This is a genomic window from Paraburkholderia sp. SEWSISQ10-3 4 (genome assembly GCF_030464785.1).
In the GTDB taxonomy this organism is placed as follows: Bacteria; Pseudomonadota; Gammaproteobacteria; order Burkholderiales; family Burkholderiaceae; genus Paraburkholderia; species Paraburkholderia aspalathi.
The window spans coordinates 176899-200975 of sequence record NZ_JALPRI010000007.1 but is presented as its reverse complement, the minus strand read 5'-3'; the positions used below and the strand labels follow the sequence as shown (position 1 = coordinate 200975).

Genomic DNA, 24077 nt, shown 5'->3' with positions numbered 1-24077 from the left:
CCAGCTCGCCGAAAACTGGCCATCTGACCGACCCTCATCGTCTACTTAGTCATGCGAATTCCTACGCCAGCGTGGGTATTCGCTCGCGCTCAGGATTCGTCATTCACCGAGGGCGGAAGCAACTTGCCTCAGTTCCAACGCTGAAGCAATGTGCGCCGTGATGAGACGTTTTAAACACTATAAATAGGCATCCTGAATAATTGGGGTGCATGCACACGCTCGCGCTTATGAACTTCTCATTTCAATTATCTGGTGAGGCAACGACATGAACAAAGCATATCGGACCATCTGGAACAAGGCGCTTGGCGCCTTCGTGGCCGCGTCGGAGTTGGACTCGTCGCGTGGCAAGGGAAAGTCGGGAGCGGCTGCTTCTATATGCGACGCACGCAGTGGCGAGCAGGGTGCCGCGGTGTCGCACGGTTCGAGTCCGCGGGTCCTGACCATTCTGTTGCTGATTGGCGTGGGGGGATGGGGCGCGCAGGCACAGGCGCAGCTGAGCTGCGCGTCGGCGCCCTATAACTTCTATAGTGGCAGCACGACGTGTGTGGGCCAACAGTCTACCGCCTCTGGCGGCGGAGCAACTGCGGTAGGTTATGGCGCCAGCAGCACGGGCATTAATGCCTTGTCCTTTGGCTTTCAGGCCATTGCCAATGGTATCAACGCCATTTACATGGGCGCGCGCACTGCTCCGGGTACCGGCGCGACCGCGCAGTCTGCGATCGGCATCGGCACGGATGTCACCGCTAGCGGCTCGGCGGCCATCGGGATTGGCGTTGACGCTGTCTCGAGTGGCAACCAGTCGACTGCTGTCGGCCCCTTGGCGAAGGCAACTGGAGATAACGGCGTTGCACTGGGTGCGAGCGCCAACGCTGCCGCGTCAGGCGCCGTCGCATTGGGCGGCGGCGCCACCGGTTCGCAAACCAACGGTATAGCCGTTGGTGCGGGAGCCAGTGCCACCGGTGCAAACTCCCTTTATCTGGGAGCGCGCACTGCGGCGGGCACCGGTTCGACGGGAACGGGGTCCATTGCGATTGGCACTGACGTTACCTCAACCGCCGATTATGCCGCTGCGATTGGCTTCCAGTCGGTGGTAAGCGGGCCGGCAGCCGTCGGGATCGGTTATATCGCCACAGCGTCCGGGACGCATGCTGTCGCTGTCGGCTTTCAGTCCATCGCCAGCGGACTCAACGCCGTTTATCTTGGGCCGCGTGCCGTCGCCGGCACGGGCGCAACGGCGGCGGGTGCGATTGGCGTCGGCACGGACGTGACTGCGTCCGGTCCCTCTTCACTGGCCGCCGGCACAGTGTCCAAAGCCACGGCACAAAATGCCGTGGCTTTGGGAGCGGGCGCCGCCGCCTCAGGGCTCAACGCCCTCGGTATGATGAACGGCTCACAAGCCACCGGTGCTAATTCAATAGCGTTGGGGTCATCCGATACCGTTGCGGAAGGCGGCGCGTCTACCCCGGCGACGGTGGCAGGCGCCGCGGCGTCGGGCATTCGCGCAATTGCGATCGGCTCCGGCGCGAGCTCGGCTGGCTCGTCGTCCATCGCGATAGGTGATTCGGCTCTGACGGGCGCCAACACAGATGCCCTCGCCATGGGTACCTCCGCAACGGCTAACGCGGCCAATGCTTCCGCCATCGGCAATGCTGCAAGAGCGCTCGCCGCCTCCACGGTTGCCATCGGCGACGGCAGCACCGTCGCCGCAGCAGCCGGCGCCGGTTCGTTCGCCGGCGGCCATAACTCCCAGGTACTCGGTGGGACGGGCGCAGTCGCGCTCGGTCAAGCGCAAACCGCGAGCGGCAACGGCGCGGTCGCGATTGGCGATCCCAATACCGCGACCGGTAATGGTGCTGTCGCCGTGGGCGCGAACAATACCGCCACGGGCGATGGCGCGGTAGCGCAGGGCAACGGCAATACCGCCAATGGTCAAGGCGCGGTCGCGCTGGGCAACGCGAGCAACGCGAACGGCGCGAGCGCGCTGGCGCTTGGCGATTCCGCGGTGGCCAACCAGGCCAAAGCGATCGCGCTGGGTGCCGGCGCGTCAGCCAGCAACGCGAACGACGTCGCGTTGGGTGCGGGCAGCACCACCGCAGCGCCGCATACGGGCACCACTGCGCTTTATGGCGGCACGGCAGCCGGCATCGCGAGCGCGGCCAATGGCGTGGTGTCGGTCGGCTCGGCTGGCAAAGAGCGGCAACTGCAGAACGTGGCGGCGGGCGTGATCTCAGCTGCTAGCACCGACGCAATCAACGGCTCGCAACTGAATACGGTTGTCACCGGTGTCAATAATCTCGGCGCGTCGACCGCGGGCACCTTGGGCGGCGGCGCCAGCTATAGCGCGGCGACCGGCGATCTCACCGGCTTTAGCCAGCCGGTCAACACCGTCAGCACGACCGGGGCCGTAAGCGGACCCACGGCGCAGACGACGGTCGCCGGTGCGTTGACCGCGCTGAATACGAATATCGACAACACGGCCAATGTCGCGGTCAAGTACGACGCGGCGGGTGGTACGAAGATCACGCTCGGTGCGACCGGCGGCGCGGGAGCCGGGTCTCCGGTGACCATCACCAATATGGCGCCGGCTGCATTGAACGCGACGAGCACGGATGCGGTGAACGGCTCCCAGCTGTTCGCCACCAACCAGCAGGTCACGGCCAATACGACAGCGATTTCCAACATCAACAATGGCAGCGGGATCAAATATTTCCACACCAATTCGGTGCTGGCGGACAGCGTCCCCACTGGCACAGATGCGATCGCAGTGGGACCAGCGGCCAATGCGTTCGGCAACGATTCGATCGCCCAGGGTCTGAATGCGGTGGCCGGCGTGAACGGCGCGCCGACGACGGCCAACGATATTGCCTTGGGCAATGGGGCTCAAGCCACGGGTGGCGATTCGATCGCCCAGGGTACCGGGGCAACCGCGAACACGGCCGGCGCCATAGCGATCGGTCAGACGGCAACCGCTACAGGCGGCAAGGCCGTGTCGATCGGCGTGGGCAATACGGCCAGCGGTAACGGCGCGGTTGCCATCGGCGATCCGAACTCGGCGATCGGGACCGGTGCGATAACCATGGGCGCGAACAATACGTCCAACGGCCAGGGCGCGGTGGCGCTCGGCAATGCCAATACAGCGACCGGCCAGGGCGCCGTCGCGCTGGGCAATGCATCGCAAGCGAACAATGCCGGTTCGGTTGCGTTCGGCGACGCTGCAACGGTGTCGGCCGCGGCGACGCAAGGCGTTGCGATTGGCTCCGGCGCCACCGTCACCAATGCCGGCGCGGTGGCCCTGGGTGCGGGAAGCACGACGGCCGCCGCGGTGGGGACGCCAGGCGCGACGATCAATGGGACCGCGTACACGTTTGCCGGCACCACGCCGGCGAGCACGGTGAGCGTCGGCAAAGTGGGTGCCGAACGCACGGTGACGAATGTTGCCGCGGGCCAGTTGAGCGCGACCAGTACCGATGCAGTGAACGGCTCGCAGTTGTATGCGACCGATCAGGCGGTCGACGCGCTGTCCACGACGGTAACCGCCAACAAGACGCACTATTACAGCGTCAACGACGGCGGCACTCAGGGGGCCAATTACGCCGACGACGGCGCGACTGGTGTTAACGCCCTCGCTGCGGGTGTCGGCGCCCTGGCTTCCGGGGTAAGCAGCACGGCACTGGGCAACGGTGCCCAGGCGTTGGCGAACAACGCAACCGCATTCGGCCTGCAGGCGACGGCTTCGGTCGTCGGCGGCGTGGCGATCGGATCGGGATCGGTTGCAGATCGCACGGTTCTGCCCGGAGTCGGATCCATCGCCAACGGCTCCCACGCGATTCCGTTCAACACCTCCGACGAGACCTTGCTGGGTGCGGTGTCCGTCGGCAGTAGCACTGCCTACCGCCAGTTGACCAATGTCGCCGACGGCACGCAGGCGCAAGACGCAGTCACCGTCAGGCAACTCGCGGGCGCATTGTCATCGTTCTCGGTGACGGGCACGAACTATTTTCACGCGAATTCGACGGCGGCCGATTCGCTGGCGGTGGGCGCGCAGTCGATCGCTGTCGGACCGACGACCGTCGTCAACGGAGACAACGGTGTCGGTGTTGGCAACGGGGCAGTCGTCGATGCGACGGCGCCCGGCGGCCTCGCGATCGGCCAGCAAACGCATTCGGCCGCGGCCGACGCAATGGCGCTCGGCAGCGGCGCGGTGGCGAGCGGTGCGCAGTCGATCGCGCAAGGCGCCAACGCGAATGCCGCTAACCAGGGCGGCGTGGCTGTGGGCTCAGGCGCGCAGAGCAGCGCCACGGACGCCGTAGCGCTTGGCGCAGGGGCGAGCTCGACGTTCGCCAACAGCGTGGCGCTGGGCAGCGCATCGACAACCGCCGCAGCGGTGGCGACGCCGGGTGTCACCATCAACGGCACGGCCTACACCTACGCGGGTACGGCTCCGACCAGCACGGTGAGCGTGGGCAGCGTGGGTAACGAGCGCACGGTGACCAACGTGGCGGCAGGCCGGGTGAGCGCGACCAGTACCGACGCGGTGAACGGCTCGCAGCTGTATGCGACCGATCAGGCAGTCAGCAGTCTGTCCACGACGATCACCGCCAACAAGACGCACTACTACAGCGTCAACGACGGCGGTACACAGGGCGCCAATTACGCCGACGACGGCGCCACCGGCACCAACGCGCTTGCGGCAGGCGTGGCCGCCACCGCGGCCGGCGCCAACAGCACGGCACTGGGTCAGGGCGCGGTGGCCAATAACGCCAATGCCGTAGCGCTGGGCAGTGGTTCGACCACGGCTGCGGCAGTGGCAACGACCGGCGACACGATCAACGGCACGGCCTACACCTACGCGGGGACCGCGCCGACGAGCACGGTGAGCGTGGGCAGTGCAGGTAACGAGCGTACGGTGACGAACGTGGCGGCGGGCCGGGTGAACGCGACTAGTACCGATGCAGTGAACGGTTCGCAGCTCTATGCGACGGATCAGGCGGTCGGCAGCCTCGCCAGCGTAGTGACGGCCAGCAAGACGCACTACTACAGCGTCAACGATGGCGGCACGCAGGGTGGCAACTACAACAACGATGGCGCCACCGGCACCAATGCGTTGGCGGCGGGCGTGGGGGCGACGGCAAGCGGCGTGAGCAGCTTCGCCGGCGGCAACGGTGCCTCCGCACAGGCGGACAACGCGCTTGCGCTGGGCGCTCTGTCGAGCGCCTCGGTGGCCGGCGGGGTCGCGATCGGCTCGGGATCGGTGTCCAATCGCGCGGTTCTATCCGGTATCGGTTCAATTGCGAACGGCACCCATGCGATTCCCTTCAACACGTCGGATCAAACGCTGCTCGGCGCCGTGTCTTTCGGCAGCGCGGCCGGCAACACGTATCGCCAGTTGACCAACGTCGCGGACGGCACGCAGGCACAGGATGCGGTCACCATCAGGCAGCTTGCGGGTGCGCTGTCCTCGTTCGCCGTGAGCGGACAGATGTACTTTCACGCGAATTCGACGGCGGCTGATTCGCTCGCGGTCGGCGCGCAGTCGATTGCGGTCGGACCGACGACGGTGGTCAACGGTGACAACGGCGTGGGCATCGGCAACGGCGCCATCGTCGACGCGACGGCGCCAGGCGGCGTCGCGATCGGAGAAAGCTCGAACGCGGCACAGGCCGACGCGATTGCGCTCGGCAGCGGTTCCATCGCAAGCGGCGCACAGTCGATCGCACAAGGGGCGAACGCGAAGGCCGCGAATGCAGGCGGCATTGCTATCGGCTCGGGGGCCCAAAGCAGCGCCATCGATGCGGTCGCGATGGGTTCAGGCGCGAGCGCGTCGATGGCAAACAGCGTTGCGCTGGGCGCGGGATCGGTGACGACGGTTGGCGCGTTGAGCAACTACATTGCGTACGGACTGAGCAGTCCGCAGTCGTCGGCGGGCGAGGTCAATATCGGCAATCGGCAGATCACCGGCGTGGCAGCCGGCAAGGCTGGAACCGATGCGGTCAACGTAAGCCAGCTCGCCGCAGTCACCACGCAGTTGACCACGCTGATCAACAATCAAAGCGGCGGCGGCGGCGGTGCCCCCTTCTCGTCCACTCCGGGTTCTTCGCCCGCGTCCACGGGGGCGAATTCTTCGGCGGGCGGGCAGGGTTCGGTAGCTTCCGGCTCGAATAGCACGGCGGTCGGCAACAGTTCGCAAGCCAGCGCGAATGGCGCCACTGCGGTTGGCGTCGGCGCGGCCGCGAGCGGGAATAACTCGGTGGCGCTGGGTTCCAACAGCACGGACGGAGGCCGAAGCAACGTGGTATCCGTCGGCTCGCTTAACGATACGCGGCAGGTGGCAAATGTGGCTGCGGGAACGCAGGGGACGGACGCAGTCAACGTGGACCAGCTCAATGCCGGGCTCGCACAGGCCAACGCCTATACCGATCAACGGGTGGACCAACTGCAGTCGGGAATCAACTCCGTCGCGCGCAATGCCTATTCCGGCATCGCCGCAGCGACGGCATTGACGATGATTCCAGAAGTCGACAAGGACAAGACGTTGTCATTTGGCGTCGGCACGGCGGGCTTCCGAGGCTATCAGGCCGTCGCGCTCGGCGGAACCGCTCGTATCACCGAGAACATCAAGATGAAAGCAGGCGTCGGTATGAGCCCCGGCGGCACAACCTTCGGGATGGGTGCGGCCATGCAATGGTAGAGCGCAGACGCCTTCGCTCAAGTGCGGACAACGTGATCGTGCGTCGAACCGGACGTACGAAAAAATAGTATGGAGAACACAATGAAGCAGCTTTCTGGATGGAGTTTGTCGCTGAGCCTGGTTTTTCTTGCGGGATGTTCGAGTGCTTCCGGGCCGACGTTTAACGCATATACGGTTACGGCCGCGGACGGTTCGCGGCTTCATCAGGTCGAATGTCACGGGATCTTCGAAGGACCTGCTACCTGTATGAAGGTGGCCCAACGGATATGTCAGGGAGAGCCGGTTCGCCCGCTGCAGAAAGTCGGACGCCTCCTGCCGGATAATGACGAATCCGATGTCACGCGGCGGCTGACCTTCGCGTGTGGTGGCGCGCCGGATACCCCAGCAGCGGCGGCCACGCAGCCGGCCGCACCTGTGGCGCAAACGGTTGATCAGTTCGTGTTGCAAACCGATACCCTGTTTGCTTTCGGCCAGTCCAGTCTGGCTTCGATTTCGCCGGGCGGCGCGGCCAACCTCGAGCAGGTCATCGCGCGTATCAAGCAGCGAAGGGGTGTTCAGTCCATTTCGGTCGTAGGCCATACCGACCGCCTCGGGCCGGATGCGGTCAACCAGTCGTTGTCACTGGCCCGTGCGGAGACGATAAGGGAATACATGATCAATCATGGGCTTGACGGTGAGGTGATTCATGCGACGGGAGTGGGGTCCCGTGATTCAACAACCCAATGTCCGGACGGCGGGAGCAGGGCAGTCATCGCTTGCCTGCAACCGGACCGGCGGGTCTCCATCGAAGTTCGGGCCCAGTAAGATGGCTCGGCGCCGAACTGGTTCGCGATGAACGCGCGAACGTTCGGCGCTACGGGTGCTCATCTACGACGTGGGGCGGTGGGGCAAGGAGTCGACAGTTGTACGGAGGAGGTTTGCCGAAAAGAGTGGGGTGTTCAACAGGTACCGGCAAAACGCGGTACGTGAACTCTCCCGATGACTACTTGCTCGTTCCGGGTGTGACGGATATCGCAACCGCTTCAGTGTGCACAATCTTAACCTGATCACCCTTGCGAATGTTCTTCAACTGCTCCGGGTCCACCAACACATCCACCGTGCCCTGCGGCCCCTTTATTGTGACGTGGTCCCCCTTTGCATCGACGGCAACGACATCGCCCACTACCGTCACCTCACGACTGATTGTGCCGCCCGGTTTGGTCCCGGACGCGGCCGGCTGTGAGATCTGCCGCTCGCTGGCAGACCGTGGGCCGTTCGTTTTCGTGAGACTCAGAGACCTCGCCTCCCGGTACTCGGTGGTGACCACATCGCCAACCTTGAGCTGATCAAAGTTCTGCACTTCCGCGCCGGCCTCAAGTTCTTCGACGCGGCCGTTCCTGTCTTTGAGCGTGACGGTCCGGGTAGCAGGATCAATGGTGACGACCGTGGCAATTACCGTTGCAGTTCCTGTTACGGTGCTCCTGTCCGCGCCTTCTCTGATCTCCACAGATGTCTGTGGCTGGGCAAATACCGGGCAGGTCATCATGGCGACGGCGGCCGCCACAAGGAAATACTGGATCTTCATTGCCGTGCTCCCTGGATCGGCTCTGGAAAGATTCAATTGGACTAAATCGCGGACGACGCCGGGCACGACGATGAGTGCCGGACGATGTCGTGAGACTGGAGTGGGGTTCATTGCTGGCAGTAACAATTACAAGGATTCGTAGAATCAGAACTTCACCGGACCAGCGCACGCTTCGCATTTGTCCGCGCCCGTGGTGTCTGGCCTTCAACGATCGTGCGCTTGCCGTTCACTCGGTTTGTTCCTTTGTGCAACAACTATGCCTGTCATACGTCGAGTGAAACGGGTATTGGATCGAGACCGAAACGTGGGCCGTGGCGACGACGGCCGCGTTGCTGACGATTGTCATGCTGCCCGCGGTGGCGCTTCAAGGCGCGTGCCCGAACAGTTCATGTAACTTGCGCCTGCCTCACGGGCTGATGAATTTGAAGGCGAGAACTGCCGCGGCGGCGTTAGGTCTGCCTCGACGCAGCAGATCCTCAGCAAGCAGTTTCTGAAAGAGTGTTTCTTCCTGTTCGCCGTACAGTTCGCGAAATTCGCCGAGAACCTCAGCGATAGCGCTGTCCCGCGTTTCCGGACTCAAAGTGCTGCTGATGTATGAACAGCCTCGTGCCAGTTCAAGCACGTAAGCTGCGCGAGCATCCACCAGAGTGGCACCACCTGTATTTCCTTGTGGCATGAGGTCCCCCAATCTTTTTATGTACGCGTACATGCACTGCCGGGCGTACAGCTGGACTGAGTCGCAGTGAGCGGCGAACGTTAGTGTGGAATTAATTTACGCCAGGGGGCTGAAGGGAAGCTTAAGAAGTGCTACCCCGTGACCTGAGACAGTGGCCGATGCCTGGGCAATGCTAAAAAAATGCCGCAGGCAATGCTGCGGCGAACAAACACACACGCCGAACGTTGGGAACGCTGACGTGCTTTCTTAGGGTATCGAGGCTCGCAGCGGATGCAAATCGGGTGTCTTGTGTGATGATTTCTGTCTCCCCGCCAAGGCTTGCTCGACGTGCCTGGCGCCATCTGTGGATGGCGAAGCGGTCGCAAAAAAACGACAGGGGCCGCGCATCCAGCATCTCATGCTGATCGAGATTCGGCTGGAATGCGGCTCCGGAACGTGGGCGTCCCAGCCTGCGTACTTTCGACGTTGCCTTCGCGATCGCAGATCCATGCAAACGCCCATTGTTGGGCAACCTCGATCGCCTCGTCCTCGGTGTCGAAGTAGGAAAGATCACGCTCGATGTGCATCTCGCCATCAACGTCGTCGTCACTCGAAACACGGACCAGTCGCGCGTGTGCGAAGAATTTCCCAAGGGAGAAATCCGGAGCCGCGTCGATGATCCATCCACGGTACCCGCATTTCATGATTACCTCCGATACTCAGGCTATTCAGGATTCGAAAAGACAAAGCATGGATTCGTCCGGTCGTACTCGCTAAACCTCCTTGCCCGGTCAAAAGTTCGCGGGCTTTCGTGCCCTCGGTAGCTGAATAGACGATCATCTTGAACTACCGATACTGTTATAGGCCATCGGCAGCCCAACGGTGGTTGCTGCTGTGGACGGATGCAAAAAAAATGCCAATTCCAACCGGCCGTGGAATTGAATAAAGCCCTTGCTGTGTATGTCGAGGATGGGAACGGAAACTGCCGGAAGAAATTGTCGAACGGATGGTGTCGCTACAGCAGCGTAAGCTGCGCGGCCGTGCTTAACGGTATGCTGGGGTCCATCCCGCGCGATCTTCGCGAATGACTGTACTACCAGTGGAGAGAATCTCTGCTCGTGCGCCTAAGTGCTAAACGTGCCGCGGGCGTCGTGCGTCCTGCGGCCTGAATAGCCGCTCCAGACAGATCCCCATAAACCGGAGGCGCAACCGAGGCGAATGCATAAAGCTTCAGCCATTCGCTGTACCCGTGTACGAGAAACCCTCCCGAGCGTTCTACGTACTGCTGCCGGGACGTTTCATAAACCTCTCGAAGTGCAAACCAGGGCACATGAGGCAAGTCGTGATGAACCAGATGGTAGTTGTTGTTCAGGAACAGCAGCCGCCACAACCACCCCGCTTCGTTGATGACAGTGCGATGCTCGTGAGCATGTGCCACGCGATGTTCCTGAAACGAGCGGATCGAACCTAACGACAACGATCCATATCCCGCGCCGACGATAAATGCCCAGGCAGGGACTCCGCAGACACGTTGAAGCCATATCGTCAGCGCTGCCAATGCAACCAGATGCGCAACCCACATCGGCACATGACGCAAATCGCCGCGTTTGATAGTGCGGAGTTCATCGACACCCGTTGCCGCTATGGAAAAAGCCGGCCCAACTATCAGTCGGCCGACAAACGTATTGCGGAAGGTCAGCAGCGCGCGAATCGCCAGACCCGCACGTTGCCACACGCGCTGACTGACGAAGTAGCTTTCGGGATCGCGCTCAGGAAGCGTCAGATGCGGATCGTCGTGATGCTGAAGATGCGAATCACGATAGACGCTGTACGGAAACCACACCGCGAGCGGCGCGAATCCTAATAGTGCGTTGAAGAACGGCGAACGCGTCGGATGGCCGTGCAGCAATTCATGTTGAAGAGACATGTACCACGCACCCAGCAACGCTAGCAGTGCAACGGTCAGCGGCAGGCCGAGCATGCGCGCATGCGTCGCCACACCGAACCATCCACCGTAGATCGTGGCGATCAGCAGCCACGTCGGCCATTGCGTGCGCCATGTCCAGCTTGCAGCCTGTTGGGCGAGTGCTTTACGTTGCGTGTCGTCGAGGTAAATCGCCATCGGCTGGATCGGTCGGAATGCAGGTTTAGACCGATCCTACGGACCAATTCACGCGACTAGAACCATTTTGTTCAGCAATGCATCTGCAAATACGTGCAAAAGCGCGGGGCCATATCGCCGGCCCTTGCGCAGCGCCCGGCCGCTATCACCCGGCGCGCAGGGATCCTCGCGGATCCTGTTCGGGCAATCGGTAAAAGACGCTTATTTATCGTCCGCCACGTGGCAAGCGTGATCGAGCAAACCTTCCGCGGAGCCGCTGCCGTTGTCGGCATCGAGACTGCTATTCACGACGAGCCAGCCGTCTTTCTCCGCGGATGGCCCCGCACCCGTCACGAGAATGGTTTGCATGGCCATCGCTGCAGCGTCTTTGTTATCACGCGCGACGATGAGAAACGGATTGCTCGCCTGAGTGAGTGAGGTGACGCGCATGATCCGATAGCGCTGGCCGTCGAGCGTATCCCAACGCCATTCGCCAGGCGTGTCCTTCGCGTGACGCGCCAAGGCGTCGCTCACCTTGCTTTGCATGCAATCGATATGGATATGCAGCTGGTTTTGCGTACGGCGGAATTGCGAGTTGATCTCGAGGCCGAGTTGATTGTCGGGCAAGGAGCGCTTGACGGACTTCTCGACGTACAGCCGCGACACCCACGCATCGTCCCAGTAGTCCGGTGCATTCGGCGCAAGCACGAACGGGCTTTCTATGCCGGTGACGCGGTCGGTCGGAATCAGCAGATGCTGTGAGCGGCCGACAATATCCTTCAGGATCGCATAGCGTTTGTCGAGATCGACGACCGTGCATTGGCCCGGCGTGCCGGTGGCCTGCTGCGACGGCACGCAGCGCATATCGACGATTTTCCAGAGCGCGTTCGAATCGACTGCAGCAAGGCGCGCGCAGGAGGCGACGGTGAAGACGACCGCCAATGCGGCGGCGGTGCGCAGAATAGTGTGGCGAAGGCGGGTGGGTTTGGGCACGGTCATCGGCATGCGGATCGGCATTTTTTTACTGGAGTGTTCAGCGACATCTTCAATGGCATCTTCAACGGCACCTTCGACGGCATTTTCAGAACCGTCAGAGCGCTGGCGCCGGCAGCACGCCGAGCAATTGCTCGAAGGCGACGCCGATCGCCAGCAACCGTCGGTCCTCGCCGAGCGGACCATCCAGTTCCAGGCCGACCGGCAGGCCGCCGGCAGTCATCCCCGCCGCCAGCGATAAGCCCGGAATGCCGGACGTGCTGGCCGGGTCGGTATTGCGCAGGAACGCGTCCATCGTATCGATTGGCGCGGCGCCATCGATCGATACTGTCGACGAGCCGTTCAGGTCGTCGATCGGCACCGCGGCGAGGCGCGTGGTCGGGAACAGCAGCGCATCGAGACGCTCATCCGCGAAAGTCGCGGCGACATACTGCTGCAAGCGCGGCCGCCATTGCTTCAGCGCTGCGTCGTAATGAGCACCGAGTACGTCGGCGAGCACGCCGTCGTAGATCGCGCGCACGTCAGGGCTCGCGATGCGGGCTGCCAATTCTTTGACTGTCTTTACCGGCGCGTTATTGGCGACGAGCCAGGCGAGCACGTCTTCGCGCGGCTCGTGGATCGCGATCGGTCCGCCGACATGGCCGTTCAAGATCTCCAGTTCGCTCATCGCTACAGGCACGAAGATGACGCCCGCTGCTTCGAGGCGGCGCAAGGCGGCGTGCGCGACGTCTTCCACCTGCTTTTCGAGCCCTTCCCAGAGCGGCTCGGGCAGGCCGATGCGCAAACCGTTCAGCGTGAGTGTGGGCAGCGCCCCCGCTCCGGTGATCACGCCGTCGAGCAACGCGATGTCGGCAACCGTGCGCGCCATCGGCCCCACCGTATCGCGCGTATGGCTGATCGGCACGACGGCATCCGGGTCGTGATAGCGCCGTTCGGCACCACCGTTACCCACCGACGGACGAAACCCCGCGATGCCGGTCAACGCAGCCGGAATGCGCGTCGAGCCGCCGGTGTCGGTGCCGAGACCCGCGGGCACGATGCGCGCGGCGATCGCGGCGGCGGTGCCGCCCGACGAGCCGCCAGGAATCAGCGTGGGGTCGTAAGGATTGCGCACCGGTCCGGCGTGCGTGGCGAAGTTGGTGCTGGTGATGCCGAACGCGAGTTCGTGCATGTTGGCTTTGCCGAGGATGATCGCGCCGGCATCGAGAAGCCGTTGCACCGAAGGCGCGTTCGTCGTCGGCACGAAGCCTTCCAACGCGGGCGTGCCCGCCGAGGTCTGCAAACCGGCCGTGTTGATGTTGTCCTTCACGACGATGGGCAAACCGGCGAGCGGCAATTGCGCTTTTGCTTCGGGCGGCAAGGCATCGATGCGCTGCGCGGCGGCCAGCGCGCCGTCGAGATCGAGCGTGGTGAGCGCATTCAGGCTCGAGAGCGACGCCGCGCGCGCCAGCAGCGTGGCCATATAGTCGGCGGCTTTGAGGCGCCCGGACTGGATCGCGGCGACCGCTTCGGTTGCGGTTAGGGCCAACTGTTGATCGACGGTCCATGTCATCGCAGGCGTCTCCTTTAACTGAGGTGTCGCCTATTCTGGCACAGCCGCTTAAAAATCGACGCCCGGTGGCGCAAGGTGGTGCGCGTTTGCCGGCTCGCAGGCCGGACGGCCTTCTATATGGTTCTGCACGCGAGACCCGCGCGACCGCCTTGACGCTATCTGATGAGTCTGCCGGCGTGCTATTGCCGGCTGTCGATCCACATGCGTCCCCAGCGGAACGCGTAGGCGAGTGCGTGCTCTTCGTCGAAGAAATAATCGAGTGCGTCGAACGAGTAAGCCTGGCCTTGACTTGCAGACGTTTTTTCGATGGTCAGGTTGGCGGCGAACAGGCCGTTGGGCAGCCGTTGCGCAGCCGGTGCGACTTCGTAGCCCTTGTAGCGGATATTTGAATTCATGATCGTGGCAGTGAGTGTGCCCGCGTGTATTGCTAAGGAGCCGGCGCGCGGGACGCAACCCTGTGCGTCAGGCAACCGGTGGTGAGCGGGCAGGATCAAGCGTAGGCCGCGCCGCGCAGCGGGTGAACCAATCTTTCGTCGTAAGCAAATCAGCGAGGTTCGGGAACGGTCTTCAGGAGACCGGATCGGACCATAGTCGCAGCGTTCGAACACACTATCCGGCGTTGTGGGAGAGCGGTCTGTTGTGTGGCGCACGGTTTGGACCAGCGGAAACACGAGCGCGTTCGAGCGCGCTCGGCGTGACTTGTCAGCCTTAAAAGTATCGTCGGAGGATGCTGCGGTTAGCGGGGAGAGGAGGCAAGCGCACGCATGCGTCGAATGGTTCGTCGAGGCAGTGGGATGGCCGCCGGCTCAACGCAAACGCAAGTGCGTCGGGGACCCCACAAGCGTGGGTCCTCGACATCGCACGCAAAGGCGTTAAACCGCGTGCAGCAATCTGGCGGGTTGCGCTTCCTTGACTGCATTGCCGAGCGGCGCGGCCGTCGGCGTGCGATGCGCGTTGAACGCCAGGGCGAATTGCGCGGCCTGCTGGCCGACTGTGGCGAGCTGATCGACGACCTTGGCGTCGGAACAGGTGTCGACGGTGTCGAAGCGTGTTTCCAGCGTGTTGATCCCGGCGCCGAACGGGGTCGGCCAGCCGCGCAACGCGTGGACGATCGAGCGCAGCGACGTCAGCACCGAGCCGGCAGCCTGCCAGCCATAAGCGGTGACGATACAGCCGACCGCGCGGCCATCCAGATACGGCCGTTCATCGGCGCGCAGTTCTTCGAGCGTGTCGAGTGCGTTCTTGACGAGGCCCGAGACGCCGCCGTGATAACCGGGCGTCGCGATGATCAGCGCGTCCGCATGGCGCACGGCTTCGATCAGCTCAAGCTGTTCGGCGGTACGTTGAGGGTTTTCCGGAGCGTAGTGGGGCAGGCTATGCAGGAAGGTGCCGCCGAACAGGCGGGTATTCGCGCCTGCGGCTTCCGCGCCACGCAGCGCAAAGCCGAGCGCGCGCTCGGTCGACGACGCCGCACGTGTCGTGCCGCCGATGCCGATTACGAGCGGCCGGCGATGATGGTCGAAACTGGTCAACGAAATGCTCCTTCGGTAACGGCTCACGGGACGCTGGCGCGGGGCTGCGCGTAGACGAACCGGGGCGAACCGGACTTTGAAGTGTCATCTTAATGACCGCCGGGAGCCGGGCGAAGCGACTTTTTGTTCTAACGATATAACCGCGCGGGGTTATCGGCGGCTCAGTGGGCCGTTTGACGGATGTATCGAAGCCGTTTTCGATCCACATGCGCCGCCCTGTGCAATGCAGTTGAGGCGGCCCCCGATAAGCATATGGCGAACCATTGTTTGGGGGCGCGATGACACGCGGCTATGATTGAGTCGTCTCCTCCATGACATCTCCTTGACATGGGACTCGGCCTCGCTACGTAAGTGGCGAGGCCTTTTTTTCGTCTGGACTTTCAGCGGCGCCCGGGCGTGCCGCTTCACGATAAAGCCGTTTTTTGCATGCTACGATGGTCCGCAACGCGAATCACGGCGAGGTCGAACAAGCAATGGCAACCCTGTATGACACGCTTGGTGTGCACGCGCACGCCACGGACGAAGAAATCAAGCGGGCTTATCGCAAGGCCGCGATGAAATGGCATCCGGATCGCAACAACGGCGCCGAGGAAGTTGCGCGCGCTACTTTCCAGGAAATCAAGGACGCGTATGCGATTCTCTCCGACGCCGCGCAGCGCAAGGTGTATGACGCAGTCTATGCCGAGCAGATGCGTGGCTGGGAAGCGCAGCGTGCCCGCCAGCAAAAAGCGCAGGCCGAACGTGAAGCGGCGGTACGTGCCGCGGACGAAGCGGCCTACGCCGAGATGGTGTCGCTCGCCATGCGTTTCGCCGACGACGGCCACAATCGCGACGTGCTGTTCGGTGTGCTGCTAGGACGTCGATGCGAGGCGCAGCGGGCCGCGCAGATCGCCGACAGCGTGTCTGCCTTGCAGGCGGCGCGGCGCGAGGCAGAGAAGGCGGCGGCTGCCGCCGAAGCGGCAGCAAAGGCGGTGGACGTACCCGACGTTTCAGCGAAAGCGGAGGCAACGACGGTGAACGACGATGCCGCCAATCGTGACGCCTCAGGTAAGCCCGCCAACTCAGGCAAGCGCGAAGAAAATGCCAGCGATGCCCATCCGGCCGGCGTACTGGGTGGACTCTGGTTCCAGTTCCTGAACGGCTTGCGGTTTTGAACAGACAGTTCTGGCCGAAAGACCCCACACGTAGGCCGAATTGATATAGAGGGCGGCCTTCGGCATCGGTCTATCCGCTTCTAGAATCAATGACATGTCCGTGACATGTGTCATTGTCGCCGACTCCACTTCCCCCCGCGAATGACCCGCTTCGCTTGACCTCCACGTTGCAGATTCCGAGAGGCACGACGGCCATGGTTACTTTTATTTTTGTCGTTGCGATGGCGGCGTTTATCCCGTACGTCGCGGCGCCTGGCATTGCGAACGGCGTCAAGTCGATCAGCGCGCAGCCTGCGGCGATGTTGTTCGAAACTTCACCGGCTGCGTCGGACGGCGCAAGCGACGCCGCCAATCGAATCGTGTCCGAACACCGCGACAGCGGCGCTTCCGTATGAGGAGGCGCCGCCGCGAAAAATTGTCGGCTTAATGAAAGATTCGACTTTGCGCTGCTAAACTTTGTCGCCAATGCAGCGCGCGATATCCGTGGATCGAGCGCCCTGATACAAATTCTTGTGGCGCAACAATTTACGTCATCGTAGTGTCACGGGGACGCAAGACTAGGCCGGCATAATTGCGCATAGAGAGAGATAAAAAAAACTCGGGGTGAGCGTGACCAAAAAATACAAGGTGCTGTTTCTCTGTCGCGAGAATTCAGCACGCAGCATCATTGCCGAAGCTTTACTGCGCGAACTGGCTGGACACCGGTTCGAAGCGTTCAGCGCGGGGCCGGAGCCGGCCGCGCGTGTTCACCCTATTGCGATCGCGCAATTGCGGCCCGGTATATCGGACCTCGGCGTGCTCTGCCCGAAAAGCTGGCTGGAATTCACCGGTGAATGGGCGCCGCGGATGGACCTCGTCATTGCCATGGACGCGTGCGTCGCCAGGCATCATGCGCCGCGCTTTCCGGGAGACCCTGCGTTGTGTAGCTGGAACTTCGCCGATCCGCTTGCCGATGGCATGCTCGAGCCGGAGCGCGTCCGTTCGTTTGAAAAGGTCTTCTGGCAGATCGTCCGGCAGCTCAGCACGTTTATCGAATTGCCGCAGTACGCGGCGGCGCCGGCTTGTACCGGCGACGCGTCGTGTGCATCGCTGAACGGCGCAACGAATCCCGCCATTCAGTGCAACGTGTGAACGGCCCCGGCGCGTCAGCCAGTACGGGGTGATGCCTCGGGGTTATGCCTTTGCTCTGGCGGTGTGGCGATCGGACGGCTTAGCGGTTGTTCGGGCGCGCAAGCGGACTTCCCGCGAATGGGTCGTTTAGCCAATCCACCTGTTTTTTCGGCTGCGGGGCGGGTGCCGGCGTGGCCGATAATTCGAAGTGGTCGATTGATTGACCAGCGCTAATTGCCTGTTTAAGCCATTGGGGCATTTCACCCTGGCCGTCCCAGCTATCTCCCGTTGCGCTGCGGTAGCGTTCAGCTTTTTGCCCCTTCGGTTCGGCCGCCAGCACGGCGGCGAGGTCTTCTGGTTTGATACCAAACTCTTCCATGCGGTGGCGGAGATACGCAATCATGCTATCTCGCTTCCTTTCGTCCATAAGATATTCGTCCTTCTAAAGCGTCCGGCGTTCTGTCAGTTACAGATTGCAAGGGGAAGCCGCGAAAGCATCGAGCCCATGTATATGGGGTCCGCTCGCGGTCAGGTTATTGATCGAAGGAAATTCCAGTGGCTGCGTCAAAGAACGTCGCCCCATACATTGCGGTACAGCATATGTCCAACAAGGCCGGCTATAAGGCTGACTGTGCCAATCAGTGAATATTCAAGCGCTCCGCCGCGCGGCAGGTACGGCTGGGTAAGCCCTACGGCCGCAATGGAAAAAACGGTGATGACAATGCAATGATTGCGAACAGTCGGCCTCAAGTCCACGCTCCGTCTCTCGCCGGTGCCTCGCGCGGGGCCGATTTTTGTGCGTTATGCCAGCATCATAACGCACTGTTCGGGTAACGCACGCGCCTGCCGGCCTGATTTTGTTACTGCATGCAGCCGATTGAGCGGCGGCGGGTGCCACTAAGGCCGTCCGCACCGCCGGGATTGAAATCCTGAGTGGCCGAGCTATAACGAAACAGCGGAGCAACAATCTGCGTTTCCAGCCTGGTGGCGACCGTTTCCGGCTAGCCGTGCGCGCACGCCCGACATCGGTTTCAGGTCTGGCAACTATTTACTCATTTAGTTCGGTGACTCGCCGCAGCAGTCCCGCATAGGCATTCGCCCATTTGTCAGTTCGGCAGTGAGTTAGTTCGATTTCATGACACGACGTTTTTTCGCGGATCAATTCTTTTTCGAAGGGGATAAGCGCTGCTGCGCCGGATTCGAGGAGTCTGGACATGAAACTACGTTTATTGATGGCGTTGGCAAGCACCGCTCTGTTTCTGGCGCCGAGCACAGCCGGCGCACTGGATAGCCAGCAGGGCCAGGCCGTATCGGGCCAGGCCCTCATGCAGAACGCAAACGAATCAGCGCAAGCCACCACCGACATGTCGTACGGTGACACTGTGCGGACCGTGATGCCGGCCGGGCAGGCGGTGCAGAACGTCTCCTATGGCGGAGTGGCTGCAGGCGCGACGGAAGTGGGAGGCCGACAGGAGCGGCCGTGCGCTTCCGGGCCGCAATGCAGGATCTATTTTGGCCAGTAGCAGGCCGGCAGTTCAGGAGGCGGTGGGGACAGAGCGCACCGCTTCCACTTCCATCCACGTACGGCACCCTGATCGGAATACCCACACGCCCGAGTGCAATTTTACGGAGTCGTCAGCGGGCGAATTAATACGATGTTAAGGTGTCTTCCATTCAGGTTTTCACCCGCTGTCTTTTCCGATCGCAATCATAAGCAGGCCAATACCGCCTGCTTTTTTATTCATGACTTGCCGTCTGCGATTTGATTAGTCTGGTGTGACTGCTCCAATCCCACCCGTTGTTTAGTTACTCGCAAACAATACTATGTTGATGGAAGATAATCTGCCGGCGAGCATTGCCTCGCCGGACGATGGGGCTTCGTCGTCCCTGCGTTCCTGGCTCGCCGTCGTGGCCGTTGCAATCGGTGCGTTCGCATTCGTGACCACGGAATTTTTACCTGTTGGCCTGCTGCCGCGTATCGCGGCGGATCTGGGTGTGCTGCCTGGCACTGCAGGATTGATGGTCACGGTGCCGGGCGTGATTGCCGCCATCTCGGCGCCCGGATTGATGCTGGTGGCCGGACGGATGGATCGCCGGCGCGTGTTTCTGTTGCTCACGGCCTTGCTGCTCGCGTCGAATCTGATTTCGGCCTTTGCGCCCGATTTCCTGGTCATGCTGGTCGGACGCGCGTTGCTCGGCGCGGCGCTGGGCGGCTTCTGGACCCTGGCGACTGCGGCATCGGGGCGCCTCGTGCAGCCGAAGGATTCGGCCAAAGCGATGGCGACGATCCTGACCGGCGTGACCTGCGCGACGGTGATCGGTGTGCCGCTCGGCACGTTCATCGCCAGCTTCGCTTCGTGGCGTGCTTCGTTTATGGCAACCGGCGTGCTTGTCGCGATCGCGCTCGTGGCGCAGTTCGTTTTCGTGCCGTCCTTGCCGTCGAGCACCGCATTGCGGCTGCGCGATCTGGTTGCGCTGCTGCGCCGCCCGCATCCGCGTAGAAGCATGCTGATGGTGGCGCTCGTCTTCGGCGCGCATTTCTCCTCGTACACGTACATCACGCCGTTCCTGCTGCACAACGCGAGTTTTTCGATGTCGACGATTACGTGGCTGCTGCTCGGCTTCGGCATTATTGGCTTCTTCTCGAACTTCGCCGTATCGTCGACGGTGACGCACAATCTGAAAGTGTCTCTGGGCGTGATGGTTTCTCTGCTCATGTTCGCGCTGCTGGCAATGCCTTTGCTGGAACAATCGCCGATCGGCGTCGCCGCGCTCGTGCTCGCGTGGGGTGTTTCGTTCGGCGCATTGCCGCTTTGTTTGAGCATCTGGATTCAGCGCGCCACGCCGGATTCGCCCGAAGCAGGCTCGGCGCTGTTTGTCAGCATCATTCAGGTTGCCATCGCGCTGGGATCGCTCATTGGCGGTGTGGTGGTCGACCATGTCGGCATTTCCGCGGACTTTCTCTTTGGCAGCGGCCTAGCGTTGCTGGGGTTCGCCGCGCTCGCGAGTTTCGGACGAAGCAAGCAGGAAGTGCCCGCGAAAGCGGTGGTCTGTCCGGCGTGTACTGACTAGCCGGTAAGCGTCGAGCGCCACGCCCACACCGATCCGCTTTTGTTATCGCCCTCTCCAATACACGGATTGTTGGCGCATCGCACCGCTCGTATATTTGCTGGACGAAAGCAGAGACAGCAGAAATACAACAACTGAACGGCAAGCCTCCCGGGCCTGCTACAGGAGCACAGCGATGAATCGAATCGATCTGGAGGGGCGTGTTGTCGCCATTACCGGCGGCGCGCGCGGCATTGGCTACGCAGTGGCTCAACGGGCGTTGAACTCGGGCGCGTCGGTCGCGCTATGGGACATCGACGCCGAACGCCTCGCGCGCAGCGAGCGCGAACTCAGCGAACTGGGCAAAGTCACCGCCGTCACGGTCGAACTCACCCAGGAAGCGTCAGTGGTTCAGGCAGTGGCGCAAACGGTCGCCGCCCATGGCGCGATCGATGTGCTGATCAACTGCGCCGGCATCACCGGCGGCAACGGCACGACATGGGAGCTGGACCCCGAGGTCTGGCGCCGCGTGATCGACGTGAATCTGATCGGCCCGTATCTCACCTGCCGCGCGGTCGTGCCGCAGATGCTCAAGCAGGGCTACGGCCGGATCGTCAATATCGCGTCGGTGGCCGGCAAAGAGGGCAACCCGAACGCCTCGCACTACAGCGCCTCCAAAGCCGGGCTCATCGGCTTGACCAAATCCCTCGGCAAAGAACTTGCGACGAAGAACATCCTCGTCAACGCGGTCACGCCCGCAGCGGCGAAAACGGAGATTTTCGACTCGATGTCGCAGCAGCACATCGACTACATGCTCTCGAAAATTCCAATGAACCGCTTCCTGTTGCCGGAAGAAGCGGCGTCGCTGATTCTCTGGCTCTCTTCCGAAGACTGCGCGTTCAGCACCGGCTCGGTATTCGACCTGTCCGGTGGCCGCGCCACTTATTGAGTCGTCATAGCCTCGCCTAAGCCGTAGCAGGGGCAGTTGCAGTGGCAGTGGCAGTGCAAAAGGTAGAAAAACGCAGAGCGCGACCCGCATGCTCTGCGAAGGAGACGACATGAATCCGCATTCGCCCGCTTCACTGGAGGCGATCAACAGCAAGGTCATGCGCCGGCTGTTGCCGTTTCTGTTGCTGATGTACGTGCTGGCGTTTCTCGATCGAGCCAATATCGGCTTCGCGCAGAAAGCGTTGCAGCACGATACGGGTTTGTCCAATGCGGCTTTTGCCTTCGGCGCGGGCGTGTTCTTCGTCGGTTATGCATTATTCGAAGTACCGAGCAATCTTCTGTTGCATAAGGTCGGCGCGCGCGCATGGATGTGCCGGATCATGGTGACCTGGGGGCTCGTCTCGGCGGCAATGTGTCTTGCGCATACGCCGACCGCTTTCTACTCGCTGCGTTTTCTGCTCGGCGTTGCCGAAGCGGGTTTCTTCCCCGGCGTGATCTATTACCTGACGCATTGGTTTCCGCAAGCGGCGCGAGCTCGCGCGGTGGGCGTGTTTTATTTCGGCGCGCCGCTGGCGTTCATCTTCGGCAGTCCGTTGTCGGGTTCCTTGCTCGAACTGCATGGCGCGATGGGTTTGGCCGGCTGGCAGTGGCTGTTTCTGATCGAGGGGACGATGGCCTCGGTGGTCGGCGTATGGGCGTTCTGGTATCTCGACAACCGCCCCGAAGACGCACGGTGGCTCGACGCGCAGGAGCGCACCACCTTGCGCCGCGCGCTCGACGACGATGCGCTCGCCGCATCGGCGCATGGGCCGCGTCATATTCTCGCGGCGCTGGTGGACCGCCGTGTGTTGCTGCTGTCAGCGATCTATCTGCTGATTCAGATGAGTGTCTACGGCGTGATCTTCTATTTGCCGCAGCAGGTGGCGGCTTTGCTCGGCACGACGGTCGGTTTGCGCGTGGGCCTCGTCGGTGCGTTGCCATGGCTGTGTGCGTTGGCCGTGACGTGGTACGTGCCGCGTCGAGCGGATCGTACGGGTGGACACCGGCGCTGGGCAGTTGCGCTGCTGGTGCTCGCGGGTCTCGGCATCGGTGCCTCGGGGCTCGCGCATAACCCGTCGATTGGCCTGATCGCGCTGTGCTGTGCGGCTAGTGGTTTCATCGCGGCGCAACCGCTGTTCTGGACATTTCCGACGCGCTACCTCACGGGCGCCGCAGCGGCGGGTGGGATCGCGCTGATCAATTCGCTCGGCGGCCTCGGTGGATTTATTGCGCCGAGCCTGCGCACCGCGGCGGAACGCGTGTTTTCGTCGACCTCGGCGGGGCTGATCGTATTGGGCGCGTCGAGTCTGCTGGCTGCGCTCCTGATCGGCACGCTGTTGCGTCGTGACGGAACCGAATCAAGCTGGTCTTTCCAACATTTACTGCACCGCGCCCGCTAGGCGCATTTTCTGGCTGCACGTTCGACGCACCCATAACGGAGCCCTTTTCATGGCCATGCCTACTATCCGGCACGTGCGTGCCTTCATCGTCCGCGGTGGCGGTGCGGACTATCACGATCAACCCGACGGACACTGGATCGACGATCACATTTCCACGCCGATGGCGCGTTATCCGGAGTATCGCCAGAGCCGCCAGTCGTTCGGCATCAATGTGCTCGGCACCTTGGTGGTCGAGATCGAAGCGAGCGATGGCACGGTCGGTTTTGCGGTGACGACGGGCGGTGAGATTGGCGCCTTCATCGTCGAAAAACATCTCGCACGTTTTCTGGAGGGCCAGCTTGTCACCGACATCGAGAAGATGTGGGATCAGATGTATTTCTCGACGCTGTACTACGGCCGCAAAGGCGTGGTGCTGAATACGATCTCGGGCGTCGATCTCGCGTTGTGGGATTTGCTTGCGAAAGTGCGCAAGGAACCGGTGTACCAACTATTGGGCGGCCCGGTGCGCGACGAACTTGTGTTCTACGCGACGGGCGCGCGTCCGGACCTCGCGAAGGAGATGGGTTTTATTGGCGGCAAATTGCCGTTGCAGCATGGTCCTGCTGAAGGCGAGGCGGGTCTCAAGAAGAATCTGGAGAAACTCGCCGAGATGCGTAGTCGCGTTGGCGATGACTTCTGGCTGATGTACGACTGCTGGATGAGCCTCGACGTACCGTATGCAACGCGGCTCGCGCAGGCGGCGCACGAGTACGGTCTGAAATGGATCGAAGAGTGCCTGCCGCCGGACGACTACTGGGGTTACGCCGAACTGCGCCGCAACGTGCCGCGCGGCATGATGGTGTCGACCGGCGAGCATGAAGCGACGCGTTGGGGTTTTCGCATGCTGCTGGAGATGCAGTGCTGCGATCTGATTCAGCCGGATGTGGGCTGGTGCGGTGGGATCACCGAACTCATCAAGATATCCGCGCTCGCCGATGCCCACAATGTGATGGTGGTGCCGCATGGTTCATCGGTGTATAGCTATCACTTCGTCGTCACGCGGCACAACTCACCGTTCGCCGAGTTTCTGATGATGGCGCCGAAGGCGGACGAAGTCGTGCCGATGTTCACGCCGCTGCTGCTCGATGAGCCGGTCCCCGCGAATGGGCGGATGAAAGTGCCTGACACACCGGGCTTTGGTGTGCGGCTCAATCCGGAGTGTGCGCTGGTGCGGCCTTATCCGCGTTGAATGCTTATTGAAGGTGGGTTGGACCGGATTTCAACCCGCAAGACATCTGATCGATCCAGCCAACA

Annotated in this window: 19 protein-coding genes; 10 read left to right on the top strand and 9 right to left on the bottom strand. The window is 62.2% G+C overall.

Going from position 1 to position 24077, the window contains the following annotated elements:
* Positions 1 to 265: 265 nt before the first annotated feature.
* Together M0D68_RS17150 and M0D68_RS17145 are read left to right on the top strand one after the other, a co-directional pair.
* Complete coding sequence (locus M0D68_RS17150; RefSeq protein WP_211708070.1) at positions 266 to 6688, top strand: ESPR-type extended signal peptide-containing protein; 6423 nt, start codon at positions 266 to 268, stop codon at positions 6686 to 6688.
* A gap of 81 nt (positions 6689 to 6769) precedes the next feature.
* Positions 6770 to 7492, top strand: coding sequence for an OmpA family protein (locus M0D68_RS17145; RefSeq protein ID WP_211708069.1), 723 nt, complete (start codon positions 6770 to 6772; stop codon positions 7490 to 7492).
* Positions 7493 to 7670: 178 nt separating this feature from the next.
* On the opposite strand, the gene M0D68_RS17140 is transcribed toward M0D68_RS17145, so the two are convergent.
* From M0D68_RS17140 to M0D68_RS17105, 8 genes are all read right to left on the bottom strand, one after another.
* Positions 7671 to 8252, bottom strand: a complete 582-nt coding sequence (locus M0D68_RS17140) for a hypothetical protein (protein WP_211708068.1) — start codon at positions 8250 to 8252, stop codon at positions 7671 to 7673.
* Between the two features lie 406 nt (positions 8253 to 8658).
* Positions 8659 to 8928, bottom strand: coding sequence for a hypothetical protein (locus M0D68_RS17135; RefSeq protein WP_211708067.1), 270 nt, complete (start codon positions 8926 to 8928; stop codon positions 8659 to 8661).
* 395 nt (positions 8929 to 9323) lie between these two features.
* Positions 9324 to 9611, bottom strand: a complete 288-nt coding sequence (locus M0D68_RS17130) for a hypothetical protein (protein WP_266224859.1) — start codon at positions 9609 to 9611, stop codon at positions 9324 to 9326.
* 389 nt (positions 9612 to 10000) lie between these two features.
* Complete coding sequence (locus M0D68_RS17125; protein WP_266210785.1) at positions 10001 to 11029, bottom strand: fatty acid desaturase; 1029 nt, start codon at positions 11027 to 11029, stop codon at positions 10001 to 10003.
* Between the two features lie 201 nt (positions 11030 to 11230).
* Positions 11231 to 12025 carry a CDP-diacylglycerol diphosphatase gene (locus tag M0D68_RS17120; protein WP_200621499.1) on the bottom strand — a complete coding sequence of 265 codons (795 nt, stop codon included), beginning with the start codon at positions 12023 to 12025 and terminating at the stop codon, positions 11231 to 11233.
* A 73-nt stretch (positions 12026 to 12098) separates the two neighbouring features.
* Entirely contained in the window at positions 12099 to 13553 is a 1455-nt protein-coding gene (gene iaaH, locus M0D68_RS17115; RefSeq protein WP_211706970.1) for an indoleacetamide hydrolase, read from the bottom strand.
* Between the two features lie 179 nt (positions 13554 to 13732).
* Positions 13733 to 13948 (bottom strand): transcriptional regulator, encoded by a 216-nt coding sequence (locus M0D68_RS17110; protein ID WP_093636067.1) that lies wholly within the window; start codon positions 13946 to 13948, stop codon positions 13733 to 13735.
* A gap of 477 nt (positions 13949 to 14425) precedes the next feature.
* Positions 14426 to 15085, bottom strand: coding sequence for an NADPH-dependent FMN reductase (locus M0D68_RS17105; protein WP_097396232.1), 660 nt, complete (start codon positions 15083 to 15085; stop codon positions 14426 to 14428).
* 473 nt (positions 15086 to 15558) lie between these two features.
* On the opposite strand from M0D68_RS17105, the gene M0D68_RS17100 reads away from it, so the two are divergent.
* From M0D68_RS17100 to M0D68_RS17090, 3 genes are all read left to right on the top strand, one after another.
* Positions 15559 to 16239, top strand: a complete 681-nt coding sequence (locus tag M0D68_RS17100; protein WP_093636177.1) for a J domain-containing protein — start codon at positions 15559 to 15561, stop codon at positions 16237 to 16239.
* A gap of 194 nt (positions 16240 to 16433) precedes the next feature.
* Positions 16434 to 16634, top strand: coding sequence for a hypothetical protein (locus M0D68_RS17095; protein ID WP_093636175.1), 201 nt, complete (start codon positions 16434 to 16436; stop codon positions 16632 to 16634).
* Between the two features lie 214 nt (positions 16635 to 16848).
* On the top strand, positions 16849 to 17370 hold the full coding sequence (locus M0D68_RS17090) for a low molecular weight phosphatase family protein (protein WP_093636173.1): 522 nt from the start codon (positions 16849 to 16851) through the stop codon (positions 17368 to 17370).
* 79 nt (positions 17371 to 17449) lie between these two features.
* Here the strand turns inward: M0D68_RS17090 and M0D68_RS17085 are convergent, their stop codons facing one another.
* On the bottom strand, positions 17450 to 17776 hold the full coding sequence (locus M0D68_RS17085; protein ID WP_093636065.1) for an H-NS family nucleoid-associated regulatory protein: 327 nt from the start codon (positions 17774 to 17776) through the stop codon (positions 17450 to 17452).
* Positions 17777 to 18563: 787 nt separating this feature from the next.
* Between M0D68_RS17085 and M0D68_RS17080 the strand changes: the two genes are divergently transcribed.
* From M0D68_RS17080 to rhmD, 5 genes are all read left to right on the top strand, one after another.
* Positions 18564 to 18872 (top strand): hypothetical protein, encoded by a 309-nt coding sequence (locus M0D68_RS17080; RefSeq protein WP_211706969.1) that lies wholly within the window; start codon positions 18564 to 18566, stop codon positions 18870 to 18872.
* A gap of 301 nt (positions 18873 to 19173) precedes the next feature.
* Positions 19174 to 20421: an MFS transporter gene (locus M0D68_RS17075; protein WP_266224858.1), complete on the top strand. Its 1248-nt coding sequence runs from the start codon at positions 19174 to 19176 to the stop codon at positions 20419 to 20421.
* Positions 20422 to 20593: 172 nt separating this feature from the next.
* Positions 20594 to 21346 carry an SDR family NAD(P)-dependent oxidoreductase gene (locus tag M0D68_RS17070; RefSeq protein WP_054035966.1) on the top strand — a complete coding sequence of 251 codons (753 nt, stop codon included), beginning with the start codon at positions 20594 to 20596 and terminating at the stop codon, positions 21344 to 21346.
* Between the two features lie 109 nt (positions 21347 to 21455).
* On the top strand, positions 21456 to 22784 hold the full coding sequence (locus M0D68_RS17065) for an MFS transporter (RefSeq protein WP_211706968.1): 1329 nt from the start codon (positions 21456 to 21458) through the stop codon (positions 22782 to 22784).
* A gap of 49 nt (positions 22785 to 22833) precedes the next feature.
* Positions 22834 to 24012 carry an L-rhamnonate dehydratase gene (rhmD, locus tag M0D68_RS17060; RefSeq protein ID WP_200651973.1) on the top strand — a complete coding sequence of 393 codons (1179 nt, stop codon included), beginning with the start codon at positions 22834 to 22836 and terminating at the stop codon, positions 24010 to 24012.
* The last annotated feature ends 65 nt before the right edge of the window (positions 24013 to 24077 follow it).

Excerpts from the sequence above, each read along its gene's own strand:
- M0D68_RS17150 (WP_211708070.1), top strand. The coding sequence starts at position 266 with ATGAACAAAGCATATCGGACCATCTGGAACAAGGCGCTTGGCGCCTTC.
- M0D68_RS17145 (WP_211708069.1), top strand. The coding sequence starts at position 6,770 with ATGAAGCAGCTTTCTGGATGGAGTTTGTCGCTGAGCCTGGTTTTTCTT.
- M0D68_RS17140 (WP_211708068.1), bottom strand. The coding sequence starts at position 8,252 with ATGAAGATCCAGTATTTCCTTGTGGCGGCCGCCGTCGCCATGATGACC.
- M0D68_RS17135 (WP_211708067.1), bottom strand. The coding sequence starts at position 8,928 with ATGCCACAAGGAAATACAGGTGGTGCCACTCTGGTGGATGCTCGCGCA.
- M0D68_RS17130 (WP_266224859.1), bottom strand. The coding sequence starts at position 9,611 with ATGAAATGCGGGTACCGTGGATGGATCATCGACGCGGCTCCGGATTTC.
- M0D68_RS17125 (WP_266210785.1), bottom strand. The coding sequence starts at position 11,029 with ATGGCGATTTACCTCGACGACACGCAACGTAAAGCACTCGCCCAACAG.
- M0D68_RS17120 (WP_200621499.1), bottom strand. The coding sequence starts at position 12,025 with ATGCCGATCCGCATGCCGATGACCGTGCCCAAACCCACCCGCCTTCGC.
- iaaH (WP_211706970.1), bottom strand. The coding sequence starts at position 13,553 with ATGACATGGACCGTCGATCAACAGTTGGCCCTAACCGCAACCGAAGCG.
- M0D68_RS17110 (WP_093636067.1), bottom strand. The coding sequence starts at position 13,948 with ATGAATTCAAATATCCGCTACAAGGGCTACGAAGTCGCACCGGCTGCG.
- M0D68_RS17100 (WP_093636177.1), top strand. The coding sequence starts at position 15,559 with ATGGCAACCCTGTATGACACGCTTGGTGTGCACGCGCACGCCACGGAC.
- M0D68_RS17095 (WP_093636175.1), top strand. The coding sequence starts at position 16,434 with ATGGTTACTTTTATTTTTGTCGTTGCGATGGCGGCGTTTATCCCGTAC.
- M0D68_RS17085 (WP_093636065.1), bottom strand. The coding sequence starts at position 17,776 with ATGGACGAAAGGAAGCGAGATAGCATGATTGCGTATCTCCGCCACCGC.
- M0D68_RS17080 (WP_211706969.1), top strand. The coding sequence starts at position 18,564 with ATGAAACTACGTTTATTGATGGCGTTGGCAAGCACCGCTCTGTTTCTG.
- M0D68_RS17075 (WP_266224858.1), top strand. The coding sequence starts at position 19,174 with ATGTTGATGGAAGATAATCTGCCGGCGAGCATTGCCTCGCCGGACGAT.
- M0D68_RS17070 (WP_054035966.1), top strand. The coding sequence starts at position 20,594 with ATGAATCGAATCGATCTGGAGGGGCGTGTTGTCGCCATTACCGGCGGC.
- M0D68_RS17065 (WP_211706968.1), top strand. The coding sequence starts at position 21,456 with ATGAATCCGCATTCGCCCGCTTCACTGGAGGCGATCAACAGCAAGGTC.
- rhmD (WP_200651973.1), top strand. The coding sequence starts at position 22,834 with ATGGCCATGCCTACTATCCGGCACGTGCGTGCCTTCATCGTCCGCGGT.